Below are 17,002 nucleotides of genomic sequence, written 5' to 3' on the forward strand. Positions count from 1 at the left end.
ACACCGAAAGACATGTCCTACTAACAACTCAGAAATTTCCTACATAAAATCATTGAACACACCGATCCAAAAATAATAGTGATTACTTGATGTTTCGCATATGACGGGTTTTTTGTATCAATTAGTCAGATAAAAAGACAATCACAATATCTGGCAATAATCTGCAGGCAACAGAAGCTGAAAGAGCTATTGTTAAACCTGCCGAACCTTCCCCGCGACATAATTCTGAAGGCCGGTTCAACCAGCAACAATAAAATTTATATCGCGAAAAAGTAAACATTCAGAAGATTAACTCCACCCACATTCTTTTGCACGCACTTACTGAGAAAGTAATCTACCTATGAGTACAGCACATGATCAAACTCAAAAAACCGATCAGCAACCCCATGACAGTCATCGCGATATTCGCAACACTGTCTGAAACCTCCGCGGCCATCTCGATGCCATTCCTGGGCAACGAGGACCGGCAGATTTATATATGGTTTTTGATAAGTTTTCCGTTTTTCCTGATTTTTCTATTCTTCATCACCCTTAACTTTAATTATCGCTCGCTTTACGCACCCTCGGATTTTTCGAAGGGAAAGCACTTTATTAAAGTTATGGACCATGACCGTCCGGGATCCGTGAGTTCACAGTCCTTGAGCGGTGAACAGCGTCATCAGCGACCAAACATATTTCAGCCTCCCCCGAAACTGCCAGGGATGCGAACGTACTTCAGCGCTCGACATCTGGTACGGCTTCCCGTGCCTTTTAAAGACCTGCAAATTATCGATACACGAGGAAAGAACAGGAAAATCGACCTACGTGATCTTTGTGAGCACCCTCAGCAGGTGAACAATGACGCGGCGCGAGTGGTGGTATTCCTCACAGACCGTGACTCGGAAAAGTTACTGAAGTCATTTTCGCCAAAGCTTACTGAAAATACAAAGAGGCGATGCGGTTCGGTATTTTGCATAGCCTACGATGTGACTTCACATGAAATAACGATACTGGCCGAGGTTTGGCCATGCGCAACGAAGGAGCAAAAGCCCGACCCGCAAGAACGACAAGCGAGAAAGCAATCGGAACAAGACTGACCACAACAAGAATGAATAAATTGCAATGTCTAAAGTACTATCCCTATTCTCCAGTATGTGGCCGGGTCAGAGACCAGGCCACATATTCCGTCCCATCATTGCACGTCTCAGAAAAGCTTCCTGCCCTTGTTCGCAGCAATACGCATGCGCAGGGCGTTGAGCTTGATGAAGCCAGCGGCATCTGCCTGGTTGTAAGCACCACCGTCTTCTTCAAAGGTCGCGATGTTGGCGTCGAACAGTGATTCGTCGGACTTGCGCCCAGTGACGATCACGTTGCCCTTGTACAGTTTCAGGCGCACGACGCCATTCACGTGTGCCTGGGAAGCATCAATCATCTGTTGCAACATCAGACGCTCAGGACTCCACCAGTAACCGGTGTAGATCAGGCTGGCGTATTTGGGCATCAGCTCGTCTTTGAGGTGAGCCACTTCGCGGTCCAGTGTGATCGATTCGATCGCACGGTGAGCGCGCAGCATGATGGTGCCGCCCGGGGTTTCGTAGCATCCACGGGACTTCATGCCCACGTAACGGTTTTCAACGATGTCGAGACGGCCGATACCGTGTTCACCACCGATACGGTTCAGGGTCGCCAGCACGGTAGCCGGGGTCATTTCGACGCCGTCCAGTGCGACGATGTCGCCGTTGCGGTAGGTCAGCTCCAGATACTGCGCCTGGTCGGGAGCCTTCTCCGGGGAGACGGTCCACTTCCACATGTCTTCTTCGTGCTCTGTCCACGTATCTTCCAGCACGCCGCCTTCATAGGAGATGTGCAGCAAGTTCGCGTCCATCGAATACGGCGATTTTTTCTTGCCATGACGCTCGATCGGGATCGCGTGCTTTTCAGCGTAATCCATCAGCTTTTCACGGGAGAGCAGGTCCCATTCACGCCAAGGGGCGATGACTTTTACACCCGGCTTCAGGGCGTAAGCGCCAAGCTCGAAACGAACCTGGTCGTTACCCTTGCCGGTCGCACCATGGGAAATAGCGTCAGCGCCGGTTTCGTTGGCGATTTCAATCAGGCGTTTGGCAATCAACGGACGAGCGATGGAAGTACCCAGCAGGTACTCGCCTTCATAGACGGTGTTGGCGCGGAACATCGGGAAAACGAAATCGCGCACGAATTCTTCGCGCAAGTCGTCGATGTAGATTTCTTTGACGCCCATGGCCTGAGCCTTGGCGCGGGCCGGTTCGACCTCTTCGCCCTGCCCGAGATCAGCGGTGAACGTCACCACTTCACAGTTATAAGTATCCTGCAGCCACTTGAGGATCACCGAAGTGTCCAGGCCGCCGGAATACGCCAGAACGACCTTGTTTACGTCCGCCATGCCATCACTCCACGGGGTTCTACGGAAAGCCGTCAAGTCTACCGGTCATGCGCAATAATTTACAGAGGCGCGACAGCTTATGACGACGAAGCGACAGAATGTGTCAATCGCGCGACGATGACCGGTCGGTCAGGACGTCTTAGCCGTGTTCGCCGATGCAGTGGTTTGCGGCGCCGCGGGTTCGGCAGGAGCAACCCGCGCCAGGTGCACATTGACCCGTCGGTTTTTCGCACGGTTGGCCGAACTGGTGTTAGGCACCAGCGGATATCGCTCGCCGTGAAAACGTACGGTGATCTGCGATTCCTGAATGCCGTTGGCCTTGAAAAAGTCCACCACCGCCAGGGCTCGGCGACGCGACAAATCGCGATTGGTCAGACGATTGCCGCTGTTGTCGGAGTGACCGTCAAGCTCGATGTGGTTGACCGTCGGATCGGCCTTCATGAACTCCAGCATCACTTGCAGTTGCGCCTTGGCCTGCGCGTCGAGGTCTATGCCTTCGCCTGGAAAACCGATCTGCGATTGTTTGACCTGCTCGAAGTTCTTCGGCAGCAATTTCGCCACGCAGCTCTGGTAATCGTTGAACGCCTTGTTGAACTTGACCGGTAACAGGCGCACTTCCGACACCCGGCCGTCACCCGACGCGCGCCGGATGACCGGGCTGCGTCCATCCATCAAGCCACTGATCAACCGACCCGCCTGCACCTGTGAAGTGTTAAACAGTACGTTGCCGCTGCCAATGTTCACCGAACCGAGATTGATGTCGCCGCGTCCCGGTTGCCACGGTGCCGCTGCCGCCAGCAAGGTTGCCGAGCCGCCTCCGAGCATCGCGTTGTAGGCCTTCAAACGAAACGTCGCCTGCTCGCCGGCACGGCGCACGAACTCCCCCGAACCGAAATCAGTGATCGGTTGCGTGAGGCGGCATTCGAACTTGTCCCCTTCGACCGTCCACTCGATGCTCTCCAGACGCGTCTGGAAAGTGAGCGCCATTGCGGGAAGGCTGGCAAACACACTGAGCAAGGCTAAATAACGCTGGCGCACGGGAGGCTCCACTGGCTTCTACAACAAAAAGACCGATACAGATGTTTACGGCATACCTGTGGATATCGGAAGCTTCCTGCAAAACTTGATAGCGAGTGCCTGGAAGAGTCTTTTCCGGTAGCATTCCCCTCAGTTTGACCCGCCTGGAATCCCCTCATGTCCGACCGCCTGACCCTGCTGCGTCCCGACGACTGGCACATTCATCTTCGCGATGGTGCCGTGTTGACCAATACCGTTGCGGATGTTGCGCGTACCTTTGGTCGCGCCATCATCATGCCCAACCTGGTCCCTCCGGTGCGTAACGCCGCTGAAGCCGACGGCTATCGCCAGCGTATTCTCGCTGCTCGACCGGCTGGCAGCCGTTTCGAACCGTTAATGGTCCTGTATCTCACCGACCGTACCCAGCCTGAAGAAATTCGCGAAGCCAAGGCGAGCGGTTTCGTATACGCCGCCAAGCTGTACCCGGCCGGCGCGACGACCAACTCTGATTCTGGCGTTACCAGCATCGACAAGATCTTCCCTGCCCTTGAGGCCATGACCGAAGTCGGAATGCCGCTGTTGATCCACGGTGAAGTCACCCGTGGCGATGTCGATGTGTTTGATCGCGAAAAGATTTTCATCGACGAGCACATGCGTGGTGTGGTCGAGCATTTCCCGACGCTCAAAGTGGTGTTCGAACACATCACCACCGCAGACGCCGTACAGTTCGTCAATGAGGCCTCGGCCAACGTCGGCGCGACCATCACCGCGCATCACTTGCTGTACAACCGCAATCATATGCTGGTGGGCGGGATTCGGCCGCACTTCTATTGCCTGCCGATTCTCAAGCGCAACACTCATCAGGAAGCATTGCTTGATGCCGCAACCAGCGGCAGCGAGAAGTTTTTCCTCGGTACCGACTCGGCGCCTCATGCCCAGCACGCCAAAGAAGCTGCATGCGGTTGTGCCGGTTGCTACACCGCCTATGCGGCGATCGAGATGTACGCCGAAGCGTTTGAGCAACGTAACGCGCTGGACAAGCTCGAAGCCTTTGCCAGCCTCAACGGCCCGCGCTTCTACGGTTTGCCGGTGAACACCGATCGCATCACCCTGGTCCGTGAAGAGTGGACCGCCCCAACCAGCCTGCCATTTGGCGAGCTGACCGTAATCCCGCTGCGCGCCGGTGAAAAACTGCGCTGGCGCCTGCTGGAGGAACACGCGTGAGTGAAGACCATTTCGACGACGAACAGGAAGGGCAAAGCGGCGGAGGTGGTTCACGCCACCCGATGGCCGAGCGCTTCCGTGGGTACCTGCCAGTCGTTGTCGACGTTGAAACCGGAGGTTTCAACTCTGCCACTGACGCGCTTCTGGAAATCGCCGCGACTACGATCGGGATGGACGAACAAGGTTTTGTGTACCCCGATCACACCTACTTCTTTCGCGTAGAACCGTTTGAAGGCGCCAACGTCGAGGCGGCTGCACTGGAATTCACCGGTATCAAGCTCGATCACCCGCTGCGCATGGCGGTGAGCGAAGAAACGGCGCTGACCGATATCTTCCGTGGCATTCGCAAGGCGTTGAAGGCGAACGGCTGCAAGCGAGCGATTCTGGTCGGCCATAACAGCAGCTTTGACCTTGGCTTTCTCAACGCGGCCGTCGCCCGTCTGGACATGAAGCGCAACCCGTTTCATCCGTTTTCCAGCTTCGATACTGCGACACTCGCCGGTCTGGCTTACGGTCAAACCGTGCTGGCCAAGGCCTGCCAGGCAGCGGATATCGACTTTGACGGCCGCGAGGCTCACTCGGCTCGCTATGACACCGAGAAGACCGCTGAACTGTTCTGCGGCATCGTCAATCGCTGGAAGCAGATGGGCGGCTGGGAAGATTACGACCACTGATATGTCGCGGTGCATTTAACAAATCGCACGCGTAAAAAAACCGGCTTCATGGGCCGGTTTTTTTATGCCTCGAACGTGCCTTACAGCGCAGCAGCGTTCTCGGTCAGGTAAGCCGCCACACCTTCGGTAGAGGCGGTCATGCCTTTGTCGCCTTTTTTCCAGTTGGCAGGGCAGACTTCGCCATGCTCTTCGTGGAATTGCAGAGCGTCGACCAGACGGATCAGCTCTTCCATGTTACGGCCCAGCGGCAGGTCGTTGATGATCTGCGAACGGACAACACCTTTGTCATCGATCAGGAACGCGCCGCGGAAAGCCACGCCGCCTTCGGATTCAACATCGTACGCCTTGGCAATTTCGTGCTTCATGTCGGCAGCCATGGTGTAGCGAACCTGGCCGATCCCGCCATTGTTTACCGGAGTGTTGCGCCAAGCGTTGTGAGTGAAGTGCGAGTCAATCGACACAGCAATCACTTCGACGTTGCGTGCCTTGAAGTCAAACATGCGGTTGTCCAGAGCGATCAGCTCGGACGGGCAAACGAAGGTGAAGTCCAACGGGTAGAAAAACACCAGACCGTATTTGCCTTTGATGGCCGACGACAGGGTGAAGCTGTCAACGATTTCGCCATTGCCGAGTACGGCCGGTACGGTGAAGTCCGGGGCTTGCTTGCCTACGAGTACGCTCATTGAATATCTCCTGGTATAGAAACGTGAAGTTCCGGGTTTGCGTCAGCCTGCCACTCTCAAGCGACAGCCCTGTGACACGCACCCGCTTCATAAGGACCGGCCATCATACACTGCGTTATTCGTCTGTCCTCAACGGATTGCCCGGGGCTCGGTAAATGAACCCCCGTTGATTTCTTGCCAAACCGTTCGTCAGTCATAAGCGCTTATAACAAGAAGCTTTCAGAAACCACTTTGACAATCATTCTCGTTAACATTAAGATCCATCGCAATTGAGTCACAACCAGCGACGGTTCTCACTTATGTATGTCTGCCTCTGCACTGGCGTCACCGACGGTCAAATCCGCGATGCAATTTATGAAGGTTGCTGCAGCTACAAGGAAGTCCGTCAGGCTACCGGCGTAGCCAGCCAATGCGGCAAATGCGCCTGCCTTGCCAAGGAAGTGGTGCGTGAAACCCTGACCAAAGTGCAAACCGCCCAAGCGGCAATCCCGTTTCCGGTAGAATTTACTGCCGCTTAAATCCCATGTTTCGTAGAACCGGACTTGATGTCCGGTTTTTTTATGCCTGCAAATCAAGCGCTTACGCTTCAGACGCGGAACACAAACATTCTTATTCCGATTAATTTTTACTTAACTTTCAATAACTTAGGTTTGACACTCTTAATTGCGCGGCTCAAACTCTGCCTCATAGTCAGCGATTACAGGGCAGGACCCGTCATGAAAGGCGACATTACAGTCATCCAGCATCTCAACAAGATCCTTGCCAATGAACTGGTCGCGATCAATCAATACTTCCTGCATGCGCGCATGTATGAAGATTGGGGTCTGAACAAGCTCGGCAAGCATGAGTACAATGAATCCATCGACGAGATGAAGCACGCGGACAAGCTGATCAAGCGCATCCTGTTTCTTGAAGGCCTGCCGAACGTCCAGGATCTGGGCAAGCTGCAGATCGGCGAGCACACTCGGGAGATGCTCGAGTGCGACCTGCGTATCGAACGCACTGGTCACGCAGATTTGAAAGTTGCGATCGCCCATTGCGAAACGGTTGGCGATTTCGGCAGCCGTGAACTGCTCGAAGACATTCTTGAATCCGAGGAAGAGCACATCGACTGGCTGGAAACCCAACTGGGCCTGATCGACAAGATTGGTCTCGAGAACTATCTGCAATCGCAGATGGGTGAAGAGTAGAGAGCTGGGTACGCGCCGTGTAGGAGCTGTCGAGTGCAACGAGGCTGCGATCCAGGCGACATAACTGATCAGGCTCAATAAAAAGCCCCGCCTTCTTTCGAGAGGCGGGGCTTTTTAATGGCTGAAGATCAAGAGATCGCAGCCTCGCTTCACTCGACAGCTGCTACAGAGGAGACAGTTGCATCAGGCTTCGGTCTTGTTCGCAGCAGCTTCTACAGCGCTTTTGATCGTGGTCTGCAACGAGCCGTCTGCAGCCATCTCGGTCATGATGTCACTACCGCCGACCAGCTCACCACCGACCCACAGCTGCGGGAAGGTTGGCCAGTTCGCATATTTTGGCAGATTGGCGCGGATTTCCGGGTTCTGCAGGATGTCCACGTACGCAAACTTTTCACCGCACGCCATCACGGCCTGCGCGGCTTTTGCGGAAAAGCCACACTGTGGGGCATTCGGCGAGCCTTTCATGTAAAGCAGAATGGTGTTGTTGGCAATCTGCTCTTTAATCGTTTCGATGATATCCATGGAGCACCTCGGCTGAACTTTCCGACTCACGGGTCGGCACGGTGGCGCATTGTAACGGAAACCCGAGCGCCATGCTCGGACTCCCCGACAGACTCAGTCATGCCGCCGCCACCGTGACCGGCACACCGTTCAATGCCGCATTACCGGACAACTCATCAAGCTGACATTCATCGGTCAGATCATTGGCGCTCGAACCCGGCTGGCTGCTGGCAATGGTCATCTGCACCCCCGGCCGCGCATGCCCCCAACCGTGCGGCAGACTGACCACGCCTTTCATCATGTCCAGACTGCCCAGCACCTCGACCTCGATCATGCCGACCCGCGAGCTGACGCGCACGCGTTGCCCGTCGTTGAGCCCACGGCTGGCAAGATCGTCCGGGTGCATCAGCAGTTGATGACGCGGCTTGCCCTTCACCAGTCGATGGTAGTTATGCATCCAGGAATTGTTGCTGCGCACATGCCGGCGCCCGATCATCAGCAACTCATCGGCCGCAGGCGCCTGCAGCGCGGCGAAGCGCGCAAGGTCAGCAAGTATCACCGCTGGCGCCGCCTGCAACCGCCGGTTCTCGGTTTTCAAACGCGCGGCCAGATTTGGCTTCAAGGCGCCCAGATCGATGCCGTGCGGATGATCGAACAGGGTGGCGAGCGATAATTGGTACGCCGACGCATCGCCATACAGCCCCATGCGCAAACCACGATCGATCATCTGTGCAGGTGCAATCGTCGGCTTCAGTCCCTTGTCGGTTTTCGCGGCAAAGGCCGTGGCCAGCCCGACAAAAATCTCCCAATCATGCAGCGCACCTGCCGGCCTGGCCAGAATCGCGCGGTTGAAGCGACTGACGTTGCGCACCGCCAACATGTTGAATGTGGTGTCGTAGTGATCGTTTTCCAGGGCCGAGGTGGATGGCAAAATCAGGTCGGCATAGCGCGTGGTTTCGTTGATGTACAGGTCGATGCTGACCATGAATTCCAGGCCATCCAGCGCCTGCTCCAGCTGTCGGCCATTGGGTGTCGACAATACTGGATTGCCCGCCACGGTGATGAGCGCCCGAACCTGCCCTTCCCCACCGGTCAGCATTTCTTCGGCCAGCGCCGACACCGGCAGTTCGCCGGCGTACTCCGGGCGACCGGACACGCGACTCTGCCACAGATTGAAATGTCCGCCCGAGGTGGACGCGACCAGATCCACCGCAGGCTCGGTGCACAATGCGCCACCCACCCGATCCAGATTGCCGGTCACCAGATTGATCAGTTGCACCAGCCAATGACACAGCGTGCCGAAGGCCTGGGTCGACACGCCCATGCGCCCGTAACAGACTGCTGTCGGCGCCGCCGCGAAGTCCCGCGCCAATTGGCGGATCTGCTCGGCCGGCACGGCGCACAGCGGGCTCATGGCGTCGGCGGTGAAAGACGCAACGGCCTCGCGCACCTCATCCAGACCGTCCACCGGCAAATGACTGTCACAGGTCAGGCCTTGCGCGAATAACGTATTGAGCAGGCCGAACAACAAGGCTGCGTCGCCGCCCGGCCGAACGAACACATGCTGATCGGCGATGGCTGCCGTTTCACTGCGGCGCGGATCGACTACGACCACTTTTCCGCCCCGCGCCTGAATCGCCTTCAGGCGCTTTTCCACATCCGGCACGGTCATGATGCTGCCGTTGGAGGCCAGCGGATTACCGCCCAGAATCAGCATGAAGTCGGTGTGATCGATATCGGGAATGGGCAACAGCAAACCGTGGCCGTACATCAGATGGCTGGTGAGGTGATGGGGTAACTGGTCGACGGATGTCGCGGAAAAGCGATTACGGGTTTTCAGCAGGCCCAGAAAATAATTGCTGTGGGTCATCAAGCCGTAATTGTGAACGCTCGGATTTCCCTGGTAAACCGCCACCGCGTTCTGACCATGGCGCTGCTGAATCGTCGCCAGGCGTTCGGCGACGAGACTGAACGCGTCTTCCCACGCAATCGGTTGCCATTCGCTGCCAACCCGCAACATGGGTTGGCGCAAACGGTCCGGGTCGTTCTGGATATCCTGCAAGGCGACGGCCTTGGGGCAAATATGCCCGCGGCTGAAGGTGTCCAGCGGATCCCCCTTGATCGAGGTGATTTGCACATCGCCCTCAACCTCGGTGGTCTCGATGGTCAGGCCGCAGATGGCTTCGCACAGGTGGCAGGCACGGTGATGGAGAGTCTTGGTCATGGCCAGTCTCTGTCTGTTCTGGGCGGACAATATCGACCGCGGGAACAAAACTATGGCCCCTGTCCTGCCGCCACGCCAGCGACGTTCGTCTCGTGAATCGGCAACCATCAGGCCAGCCGATGGCCTCCCGAAATCAGTTCGGAGGCAGCCTTGGAGGCGCCTGCAACTGAATTTCCTGAATCGTCTCGATCTGCTCCTGGGCAACGTGGACGCCCGTCAGCTCGCCGATCAGTCGCCAATGCTCGTCCAGACCCGAGCTGATGGTGGCCATGCGGTCAATCATCCGCCGGCCTGCCGCTCTGGTGATTTCGTCGTTGCTGCGCAATAACTCAAAGGACATTGAAGTCATGGACGCGGTGAGGTGAGTCAGAGAGCGGGCCGTGAGACCGAGTAACTCCATCAACTGTTGTTCTTTCGATTCCATTTCGAAGCCTTCCTGCGTCGCTCGTGACTTATCTATAACCCGGCACTATGCATCAGCGAGTGTTTCAAGTGGAGTACATTTTCTGTTACTTCTTAAAATCGTGCGCAGAAACCGACCATCAGCGCGCGATCCCCGGCCCGTCTGATTGCAAAGTCCTGCGAGCCCGGTGTACAAATGGGCGGCTGCTGTCAGGAAACAGGCTTCAAAAGCGCTACTGCGGTCACCCCATAGCCCCTCTGAAATCCCCTGGATACCGTAGCCTCTATTGGCAATACGCGACATTTAATGTCAATATCGCGCCTTCCCCTATTTCGTCGCCCCGTGCGGCTTACGCCGCAGGTCTCGCCCGTTGTGTTCCGTTAAACAAGGCTTTGAGTATCTGCGGTCTGTTGCAAAAAGGTAGTCAATGATGAGCGCAAGGCACTTTCTCTCCCTGATGGATTGCACGCCCGAAGAGCTGGTCAGCGTGATCCGTCGAGGCGTTGAGCTCAAAGACCTGCGTAACCGCGGTGTGCTATTCGAGCCTTTGAAAAACCGCGTGCTCGGGATGATCTTCGAGAAGTCCTCGACCCGCACCCGGATTTCCTTTGAAGCGGGCATGATCCAGCTCGGCGGTCAGGCCATTTTCCTGTCCCCGCGCGATACGCAACTGGGCCGTGGCGAGCCGATCGGCGACTGCGCGATCGTCATGTCGAGCATGCTCGACGCGGTGATGATCCGCACCTTCGCCCATGGCACCCTGACAGAATTCGCTGCCAACTCCCGCGTGCCGGTGATCAACGGTTTGAGCGATGACCTGCACCCGTGCCAATTGCTGGCCGACATGCAGACATTCCTCGAACACCGCGGATCGATCCAGGGCAAAACAGTGGCCTGGATCGGTGATGGCAACAACATGTGCAACAGTTATATAGAAGCGGCGATCCAGTTCGACTTCCAGTTGCGCATTGCCTGCCCGGAGGGTTACGAACCCAACCCTGAATTCGTCGCCAGAGCCGGTGATCGGGTGACCATCGTTCGTGATCCGCAGGAAGCCGTGCGCGACGCTCATCTGGTGAGCACCGACGTCTGGACCTCGATGGGCCAGGAAGAGGAAACCGCAAAGCGCCTGAAGTTGTTCGCGCCGTACCAGGTTACGCGCGCCCTGCTCGATCTGGCCGCCGAGGATGTCTTGTTCATGCATTGCCTGCCCGCCCACCGCGGCGAAGAGATCAGCCTCGACGTGCTCGACGATAAACGCTCCGTCGCCTGGGATCAGGCCGAAAACCGTCTGCATGCGCAAAAGGCCCTGCTCGAGTTTCTCGTCCCGCCTTCGTACCACCACGCATGAGCCAGCCATTACTGCTCAACCTGCGCAACCTCGCCTGCGGTTATCAGGATCAACGCGTGGTGCAGAACCTCAACCTGCACTTGAACGCCGGCGATATCGGTTGCCTGCTTGGCTCTTCAGGGTGCGGCAAGACCACTACCCTGCGCGCAATTGCCGGTTTCGAGCCGGTGCACGAAGGCGACATCACCCTCGCGGGCGAGACGCTTTCCCGTGCCGGTTTCACCCTTGCGCCGGAGAAACGCCGGATCGGCATGGTATTTCAGGATTACGCACTGTTTCCGCATTTGAGCGTGGCCGAGAACATTGCTTTTGGCATTCGCAAGCATCCGCAAAAAAGTCGTGTGACCGAAGAATTGCTTGAATTGGTCAACCTGAAAAATCTCGGCAAACGCTTTCCGCACGAGCTTTCAGGTGGCCAGCAGCAACGGGTCGCACTGGCCCGAGCGCTGGCACCAGAGCCGCAATTGCTGCTGCTCGACGAGCCTTTCTCCAACCTCGACGGTGAACTGCGGCGCAAGCTCAGCCACGAAGTACGCGGCATTCTCAAGGCACGCGGTACCAGTGCGATTCTGGTAACGCATGATCAGGAAGAAGCCTTCGCGGTCAGCGATCATGTCGGGGTTTTCAAGGAAGGTCGGCTAGAGCAGTGGGACACGCCCTACAATCTCTATCACGAACCGCTGACACCTTATGTCGCCAGCTTCATTGGCCAGGGCTACTTCATTCGGGGGCAGTTGAACAGCCCGGAATCGGTGCAGACAGAATTGGGCGAGCTTCGCGGTAATCGTGCTTATACCTGGCCGATTGGTGGCGCCGTCGATGTCTTGCTGCGACCGGACGATATCGTCTATGCGCCGGACAGCGGTTTGAAGGCGCGGATTGTCGGCAAGTCGTTTCAGGGCGCATCAACGTTGTATCGGTTGCAGATGCCGACCGGTGCGCAGCTCGAATCGATTTTCCCAAGCCATGCCGATCATCTGGTCGGTGCCGAAGTAGGGATTCGTGTCTCAGCCGAACATTTGGTGCTGTTTCAGGCATCCGGCAGCACCGCCGCGCAGATCTCAGCGACAGAAGCCGGCGTGCGCCGTCACAGTACTGCCAGCTGAAGGGGGGAGCGAGCTTGCTCGCGATTGCAGTTTCACGTTCAACACAGATGTTGACCGGGCCAACGCTATCGCGAGCAAACGCACTCCCACAACAGGTATCGGTCAGCCGAGCATCAGCGTTCCGCTCGCCACGAGCGTCGCATGCCCGCCGATTTTCACCCGATCACCTTCCAGTCGGCAGAACAACTCACCGCCGCGCTTCGAACACTGATACGCCGTCAGGCCCGATTTGCCCAAACGCTTCGACCAGTACGGGATCAGGCTGCAATGCGTCGAACCCGTCACCGGGTCCTCGTTAATGCCGATCGCCGGAGCGAAATAGCGAGAGACAAAATCGTGCTTGCTGCCGCGCGCCGTCACGATTGCCCCCAACCACGGCAGCCTGGCCAATGCAGCCATGTCCGGCTGACAATCCAGAACGGCCTGCTCGGACTCCAGCACTACAAACAATTCATTGCACCCCAGCACATCGACCGCCTCGACACCCAGCGCGCGCTCGACGTCCAGCGTCACGCCCACTTCCGTCGGGACGATGGCCGGGAAGTCCAGCCACAAACGCTCACCTTCACGGCTCACGCTCAGCGGACCGGACTTGCACATGAAGTCCAGCTGTTGAGCCGACTCTTTATAGATGTCGAACAGCACAAAGGCACTCGCCAAGGTGGCATGACCACACAGCGGCACCTCGGTAGTCGGGGTAAACCAGCGGATGTGCCAGACCAGCCCTTCCCGGACGACGAACGCGGTCTCGGCCAGATTGTGCTCGGCGGCAATCTTCTGCATCAGTTCATCGGCAAGCCAGGCATCGAGCCGGTAAACCATCGCCGGGTTGCCACTGAACGGTCGGTCACTGAACGCGTCGACCTGATAGAACTCGAGCTGCATAAACCTCTCCTTGTGTCCGATCATTGCGCATTAGGCCATCTGAATCCGGCCATCAAGCGCGACCGATGTCGGCAAACTTCGCCTGGGTGTGTTCGGCCAGTACCGCCGGGGCCAATTCGACTTCCAGGCCGCGTCGCCCGGCACTGACGAAAATGCTCGCGAAAGTTTGCGCCGAATTGTCGATAAATGTCCGCAGACGCTTCTTTTGACCTAACGGACTAATGCCGCCGAGCAAATAACCGGTCGATCTTTGAGCGGCAGCGGGGTCCGCCATCTCAGCCTTTTTGATCCCGGCGGCGTGCGCCAGGCCCTTCAAGTCGAGACTTCCGACGACTGGCACGACCGCCACCAGAAGTTCGCCTTTCTCGCTCGCAGCCAGCAAGGTCTTGAAAACCTGCGCCGGATCCAGGCCCAGTTTTTCCGCGGCCTCCAAGCCATATGAAGCTGCCTTCGGGTCATGTTCGTAACTGTGTACGCGATGTTCGGCTCGAACTTTTTTTAACAAATCCAATGCAGGGGTCATGACAGCTCCAGACTGAGCGGAGGTGAAAAATCCTGCGCTGGATTCTAGGCCAACATTCGCCGAAAGGCTCGATTTGGCTGCATTTCAACGGGTTGCTGTGCGCTTATACCGTTCGTCAGGGCACGGCGAGCGCGTCAAACAAAACGATCATTCATGTGACTAATAGCTGCAATGTGACAAGTAGTTCACTTCCGACCTTTGACAGTAGCGTTTCTTGTCTATATTTTTTCGAATGTGAATACCGCAAAACGGTACCAACGTTTCAGATGGCAGTAAGCCGAGAACAGGATGGGGATTCTGCCTCGGTGAAGATCGCGCTTTGACCATGATGAAAAAAGCGCCAGACAACAAAAACAATGAGGTTTTCCATGACAACTGCTTTACGACAACCGTCGCTTTCCAGCCAATGCATGGCCGAGTTTCTGGGCACCGCACTGCTGATCTTTTTTGGTACGGGTTGCGTCGCCGCGCTCAAGGTCGCGGGGGCGAGCTTTGGCCTGTGGGAAATCAGCATCATCTGGGGCGTAGGCGTCAGCATGGCGATTTACCTGACCGCCGGCGTTTCCGGTGCTCATCTCAACCCCGCAGTCAGCATCGCATTGTGCATTTTTGCCGACTTCGAAAAACGCAAACTGCCGTTTTACATCCTGGCGCAGATTGCCGGCGCGTTCTGCGGTGCGTTGCTGGTGTACACGCTATACAGCAATCTTTTCTTCGATTACGAACAAGTCCACCAAATGGTTCGCGGCACTCAAGCCAGCCTCGAACTGGCGTCGGTGTTCTCCACGTTCCCGAACCCGGCGCTCTCCACGGCGCAGGCGTTTCTGGTCGAGATGATCATCACAGCCATCCTGATGGGCGTGATCATGTCCCTCACCGACGACAATAACGGCCTGCCAAACGGCCCGATGGCGCCACTGCTGATCGGTCTGTTGATCGCGGTGATTGGCAGTTCTATGGGCCCGCTGACCGGTTTTGCGATGAATCCGGCCCGCGATTTCGGTCCGAAACTGATGACTTTCTTCTCCGGCTGGGGTGGAATTTCCTTCACGGGCGGCCGTGAGATTCCATATTTCCTGATTCCGATCTTTGCACCGATTGTCGGTGCCTGCCTCGGTGCTGCAGCGTATCGCGGGCTGATAGCCCGTCATTTGCCCTGCGCCGAACCTGCTACAACGGACGAAGCACCGGCCATTGACGGCAAACCAAGAACTTCTTGATACCGTAGGCGCGTGATCCTGCCCTCGTGATCCCGCGCCCGACCTCTCCTTTATTTCGTGCAAGGCAATCGACATGACCGACATTCAGAATAAGAACTACATCATTGCCCTCGACCAGGGCACGACCAGCTCGCGCGCGATCATTTTTGATCGTGATGCGAATGTGGTCTGCACCGCACAGCGCGAATTCGTTCAGCATTACCCGCAGGCCGGCTGGGTCGAACATGACCCAATGGAAATCTTCGCCACGCAAAGCGCGGTGATGGTCGAGGCACTGGCCCAAGCCGGCTTGCACCACGATCAGGTCGCGGCCATCGGCATCACCAACCAGCGCGAAACCACGGTTGTCTGGGACAAGACCACCGGTCGCCCAATCTACAACGCCATCGTCTGGCAGTGCCGCCGCAGTACCGAAATCTGTCAGCAGCTCAAACGTGATGGCCATGAGCAATACATCAGCGAGACCACTGGCCTGGTCACCGACCCGTACTTTTCCGGCACCAAGCTCAAATGGATCCTCGACAACGTCGAAGGCAGCCGTGAACGTGCGCGCAAGGGCGAACTGTTGTTCGGCACCGTCGACAGCTGGCTGATCTGGAAATTTACCGGCGGCAAAGTACACGTTACCGATTACACCAACGCCTCGCGCACCATGCTCTTCAACATCCACTCCCTGGAGTGGGACGCGAAAATGCTGGAGGTGCTGGATATCCCGCGCGAGATGCTGCCGGAAGTTAAATCGTCTTCTGAAATTTACGGCCACACCAAAAGCGGCATTGCTATCGGCGGTATTGCCGGCGACCAGCAGGCTGCCCTCTTCGGCCAGATGTGTGTCGAGCCGGGTCAGGCGAAAAACACCTATGGCACCGGGTGCTTCCTGCTGATGAACACGGGCGACAAAGCCGTGAAGTCCAACCACGGCATGCTCACCACCATCGCCTGCGGCCCGCGCGGCGAAGTGGCTTACGCGCTGGAAGGCGCAGTGTTCAACGGCGGTTCGACCGTTCAATGGCTGCGCGACGAATTGAAAATCATCAACGACGCCCATGACACCGAATACTTCGCCAGCAAGGTCAAAGACAGCAACGGCGTTTACCTGGTGCCAGCCTTCACCGGTCTGGGCGCTCCGTATTGGGACCCGTACGCCCGCGGCGCGCTGTTCGGCCTGACCCGCGGCGTACGCGTGGATCACATCATTCGTGCAGCGCTGGAGTCGATTGCCTACCAGACCCGCGACGTGCTCGACGCCATGCAACAGGATTCCGGCGAACGCCTGAAGGCTTTGCGCGTGGACGGGGGTGCCGTAGCGAACAACTTCCTGATGCAATTTCAGGCGGACATCCTCGGCACTCAGGTCGAGCGTCCGCAGATGCGCGAAACCACGGCGTTGGGCGCCGCCTACCTGGCCGGCCTGGCGTGCGGTTTCTGGGGCAGTCTGGAAGAACTGCGCGGCAAGGCCGTGATCGAGCGCGAATTCGAACCGACCCTGGATGAAACAGCCAAAGAAAAACTCTACGCCGGCTGGAAAAAAGCCGTCAGCCGCACCCGCGATTGGGAACCACACGAAGGCGCTGAATAAGCCAGGTCCGGGACCGTAAAA

General features: G+C 57.1%; 17 protein-coding genes. 9 read left to right on the forward strand and 8 right to left on the reverse strand.

What is annotated here, in order from left to right:
- Positions 1-353: 353 nt before the first annotated feature.
- Positions 354-1,076: a hypothetical protein gene (locus tag ACYZT1_RS19860; protein WP_462016344.1), complete on the forward strand. Its 723-nt coding sequence runs from the start codon at positions 354-356 to the stop codon at positions 1,074-1,076.
- Between the two features lie 107 nt (positions 1,077-1,183).
- Here the strand turns inward: ACYZT1_RS19860 and ACYZT1_RS19865 are convergent, their stop codons facing one another.
- Both ACYZT1_RS19865 and ACYZT1_RS19870 read right to left on the reverse strand, forming a co-directional pair.
- Positions 1,184-2,401: an argininosuccinate synthase gene (locus ACYZT1_RS19865; protein ID WP_462016345.1), complete on the reverse strand. Its 1,218-nt coding sequence runs from the start codon at positions 2,399-2,401 to the stop codon at positions 1,184-1,186.
- 129 nt (positions 2,402-2,530) lie between these two features.
- Positions 2,531-3,439, reverse strand: coding sequence for a flagellar protein MotY (locus ACYZT1_RS19870; protein WP_462016346.1), 909 nt, complete (start codon positions 3,437-3,439; stop codon positions 2,531-2,533).
- Between the two features lie 156 nt (positions 3,440-3,595).
- Here ACYZT1_RS19870 and pyrC point away from each other — a divergent pair, with 156 nt between their 5' ends.
- Both pyrC and rnt read left to right on the forward strand, forming a co-directional pair.
- Complete coding sequence (pyrC, locus tag ACYZT1_RS19875) at positions 3,596-4,642, forward strand: dihydroorotase (protein ID WP_462016347.1); 1,047 nt, start codon at positions 3,596-3,598, stop codon at positions 4,640-4,642.
- On the forward strand, positions 4,639-5,316 hold the full coding sequence (gene rnt / locus ACYZT1_RS19880) for a ribonuclease T (protein ID WP_462016348.1): 678 nt from the start codon (positions 4,639-4,641) through the stop codon (positions 5,314-5,316). Before pyrC ends, rnt begins: the two co-directional genes overlap by 4 nt.
- An 80-nt stretch (positions 5,317-5,396) precedes the next feature.
- Here rnt and ACYZT1_RS19885 read toward each other — a convergent pair whose 3' ends face one another.
- Positions 5,397-5,999, reverse strand: coding sequence for a peroxiredoxin (locus ACYZT1_RS19885; protein ID WP_028624304.1), 603 nt, complete (start codon positions 5,997-5,999; stop codon positions 5,397-5,399).
- A 299-nt stretch (positions 6,000-6,298) separates the two neighbouring features.
- On the opposite strand from ACYZT1_RS19885, the gene ACYZT1_RS19890 reads away from it, so the two are divergent.
- Both ACYZT1_RS19890 and bfr read left to right on the forward strand, forming a co-directional pair.
- Positions 6,299-6,517 (forward strand): bacterioferritin-associated ferredoxin, encoded by a 219-nt coding sequence (locus ACYZT1_RS19890; RefSeq protein ID WP_028624305.1) that lies wholly within the window; start codon positions 6,299-6,301, stop codon positions 6,515-6,517.
- 198 nt (positions 6,518-6,715) lie between these two features.
- Positions 6,716-7,189 carry a bacterioferritin gene (bfr, locus tag ACYZT1_RS19895; protein WP_462016349.1) on the forward strand — a complete coding sequence of 158 codons (474 nt, stop codon included), beginning with the start codon at positions 6,716-6,718 and terminating at the stop codon, positions 7,187-7,189.
- A 183-nt stretch (positions 7,190-7,372) separates the two neighbouring features.
- On the opposite strand, the gene grxD is transcribed toward bfr, so the two are convergent.
- From grxD to ACYZT1_RS19910, 3 genes are all read right to left on the reverse strand, one after another.
- Entirely contained in the window at positions 7,373-7,711 is a 339-nt protein-coding gene (gene grxD / locus ACYZT1_RS19900) for a Grx4 family monothiol glutaredoxin (protein ID WP_462016350.1), read from the reverse strand.
- 97 nt (positions 7,712-7,808) lie between these two features.
- On the reverse strand, positions 7,809-9,914 hold the full coding sequence (locus ACYZT1_RS19905) for a molybdopterin oxidoreductase family protein (protein ID WP_462016351.1): 2,106 nt from the start codon (positions 9,912-9,914) through the stop codon (positions 7,809-7,811).
- Positions 9,915-10,047: 133 nt separating this feature from the next.
- On the reverse strand, positions 10,048-10,338 hold the full coding sequence (locus tag ACYZT1_RS19910; protein ID WP_462016352.1) for a hypothetical protein: 291 nt from the start codon (positions 10,336-10,338) through the stop codon (positions 10,048-10,050).
- A gap of 409 nt (positions 10,339-10,747) precedes the next feature.
- Between ACYZT1_RS19910 and argF the strand changes: the two genes are divergently transcribed.
- Together argF and ACYZT1_RS19920 are read left to right on the forward strand one after the other, a co-directional pair.
- Positions 10,748-11,668 carry an ornithine carbamoyltransferase gene (gene argF, locus ACYZT1_RS19915; RefSeq protein ID WP_462016353.1) on the forward strand — a complete coding sequence of 307 codons (921 nt, stop codon included), beginning with the start codon at positions 10,748-10,750 and terminating at the stop codon, positions 11,666-11,668.
- Positions 11,665-12,774, forward strand: coding sequence for an ABC transporter ATP-binding protein (locus tag ACYZT1_RS19920; protein WP_462016354.1), 1,110 nt, complete (start codon positions 11,665-11,667; stop codon positions 12,772-12,774). The genes argF and ACYZT1_RS19920 overlap by 4 nt, the downstream gene beginning before the upstream one ends.
- 102 nt (positions 12,775-12,876) lie before the next feature.
- Here ACYZT1_RS19920 and ACYZT1_RS19925 read toward each other — a convergent pair whose 3' ends face one another.
- Together ACYZT1_RS19925 and ybaK are read right to left on the reverse strand one after the other, a co-directional pair.
- Positions 12,877-13,659, reverse strand: a complete 783-nt coding sequence (locus ACYZT1_RS19925; protein ID WP_462016355.1) for a PhzF family phenazine biosynthesis protein — start codon at positions 13,657-13,659, stop codon at positions 12,877-12,879.
- Between the two features lie 52 nt (positions 13,660-13,711).
- Positions 13,712-14,182 carry a Cys-tRNA(Pro) deacylase gene (gene ybaK / locus ACYZT1_RS19930; RefSeq protein WP_462016356.1) on the reverse strand — a complete coding sequence of 157 codons (471 nt, stop codon included), beginning with the start codon at positions 14,180-14,182 and terminating at the stop codon, positions 13,712-13,714.
- A gap of 368 nt (positions 14,183-14,550) precedes the next feature.
- On the opposite strand from ybaK, the gene ACYZT1_RS19935 reads away from it, so the two are divergent.
- The gene (locus tag ACYZT1_RS19935) at positions 14,551-15,402 is read left to right on the forward strand and encodes an MIP/aquaporin family protein (RefSeq protein WP_462016357.1); all 852 of its coding nucleotides are present in this window, start codon (positions 14,551-14,553) and stop codon (positions 15,400-15,402) included.
- A 73-nt stretch (positions 15,403-15,475) separates the two neighbouring features.
- Positions 15,476-16,981, forward strand: coding sequence for a glycerol kinase GlpK (gene glpK, locus ACYZT1_RS19940; RefSeq protein ID WP_462016358.1), 1,506 nt, complete (start codon positions 15,476-15,478; stop codon positions 16,979-16,981).
- Positions 16,982-17,002 lie beyond the last annotated feature (21 nt).

It is taken from the genome of Pseudomonas sp. PB3P13 (genome assembly GCF_054897735.1).

What these genes read in the sequence shown, in the direction of transcription:
- argF (WP_462016353.1), top strand. Translation starts at nt 10,748, where the DNA reads ATGAGCGCAAGGCACTTTCTCTCCCTGATGGATTGCACGCCCGAAGAG.
- ACYZT1_RS19860 (WP_462016344.1), top strand. Translation starts at nt 354, where the DNA reads ATGATCAAACTCAAAAAACCGATCAGCAACCCCATGACAGTCATCGCG.
- glpK (WP_462016358.1), top strand. Translation starts at nt 15,476, where the DNA reads ATGACCGACATTCAGAATAAGAACTACATCATTGCCCTCGACCAGGGC.
- grxD (WP_462016350.1), bottom strand. Translation starts at nt 7,711, where the DNA reads ATGGATATCATCGAAACGATTAAAGAGCAGATTGCCAACAACACCATT.
- ACYZT1_RS19920 (WP_462016354.1), top strand. Translation starts at nt 11,665, where the DNA reads ATGAGCCAGCCATTACTGCTCAACCTGCGCAACCTCGCCTGCGGTTAT.
- ACYZT1_RS19925 (WP_462016355.1), bottom strand. Translation starts at nt 13,659, where the DNA reads ATGCAGCTCGAGTTCTATCAGGTCGACGCGTTCAGTGACCGACCGTTC.
- ACYZT1_RS19865 (WP_462016345.1), bottom strand. Translation starts at nt 2,401, where the DNA reads ATGGCGGACGTAAACAAGGTCGTTCTGGCGTATTCCGGCGGCCTGGAC.
- pyrC (WP_462016347.1), top strand. Translation starts at nt 3,596, where the DNA reads ATGTCCGACCGCCTGACCCTGCTGCGTCCCGACGACTGGCACATTCAT.
- ybaK (WP_462016356.1), bottom strand. Translation starts at nt 14,182, where the DNA reads ATGACCCCTGCATTGGATTTGTTAAAAAAAGTTCGAGCCGAACATCGC.
- ACYZT1_RS19910 (WP_462016352.1), bottom strand. Translation starts at nt 10,338, where the DNA reads ATGGAATCGAAAGAACAACAGTTGATGGAGTTACTCGGTCTCACGGCC.
- ACYZT1_RS19890 (WP_028624305.1), top strand. Translation starts at nt 6,299, where the DNA reads ATGTATGTCTGCCTCTGCACTGGCGTCACCGACGGTCAAATCCGCGAT.
- ACYZT1_RS19885 (WP_028624304.1), bottom strand. Translation starts at nt 5,999, where the DNA reads ATGAGCGTACTCGTAGGCAAGCAAGCCCCGGACTTCACCGTACCGGCC.
- ACYZT1_RS19935 (WP_462016357.1), top strand. Translation starts at nt 14,551, where the DNA reads ATGACAACTGCTTTACGACAACCGTCGCTTTCCAGCCAATGCATGGCC.
- bfr (WP_462016349.1), top strand. Translation starts at nt 6,716, where the DNA reads ATGAAAGGCGACATTACAGTCATCCAGCATCTCAACAAGATCCTTGCC.
- ACYZT1_RS19905 (WP_462016351.1), bottom strand. Translation starts at nt 9,914, where the DNA reads ATGACCAAGACTCTCCATCACCGTGCCTGCCACCTGTGCGAAGCCATC.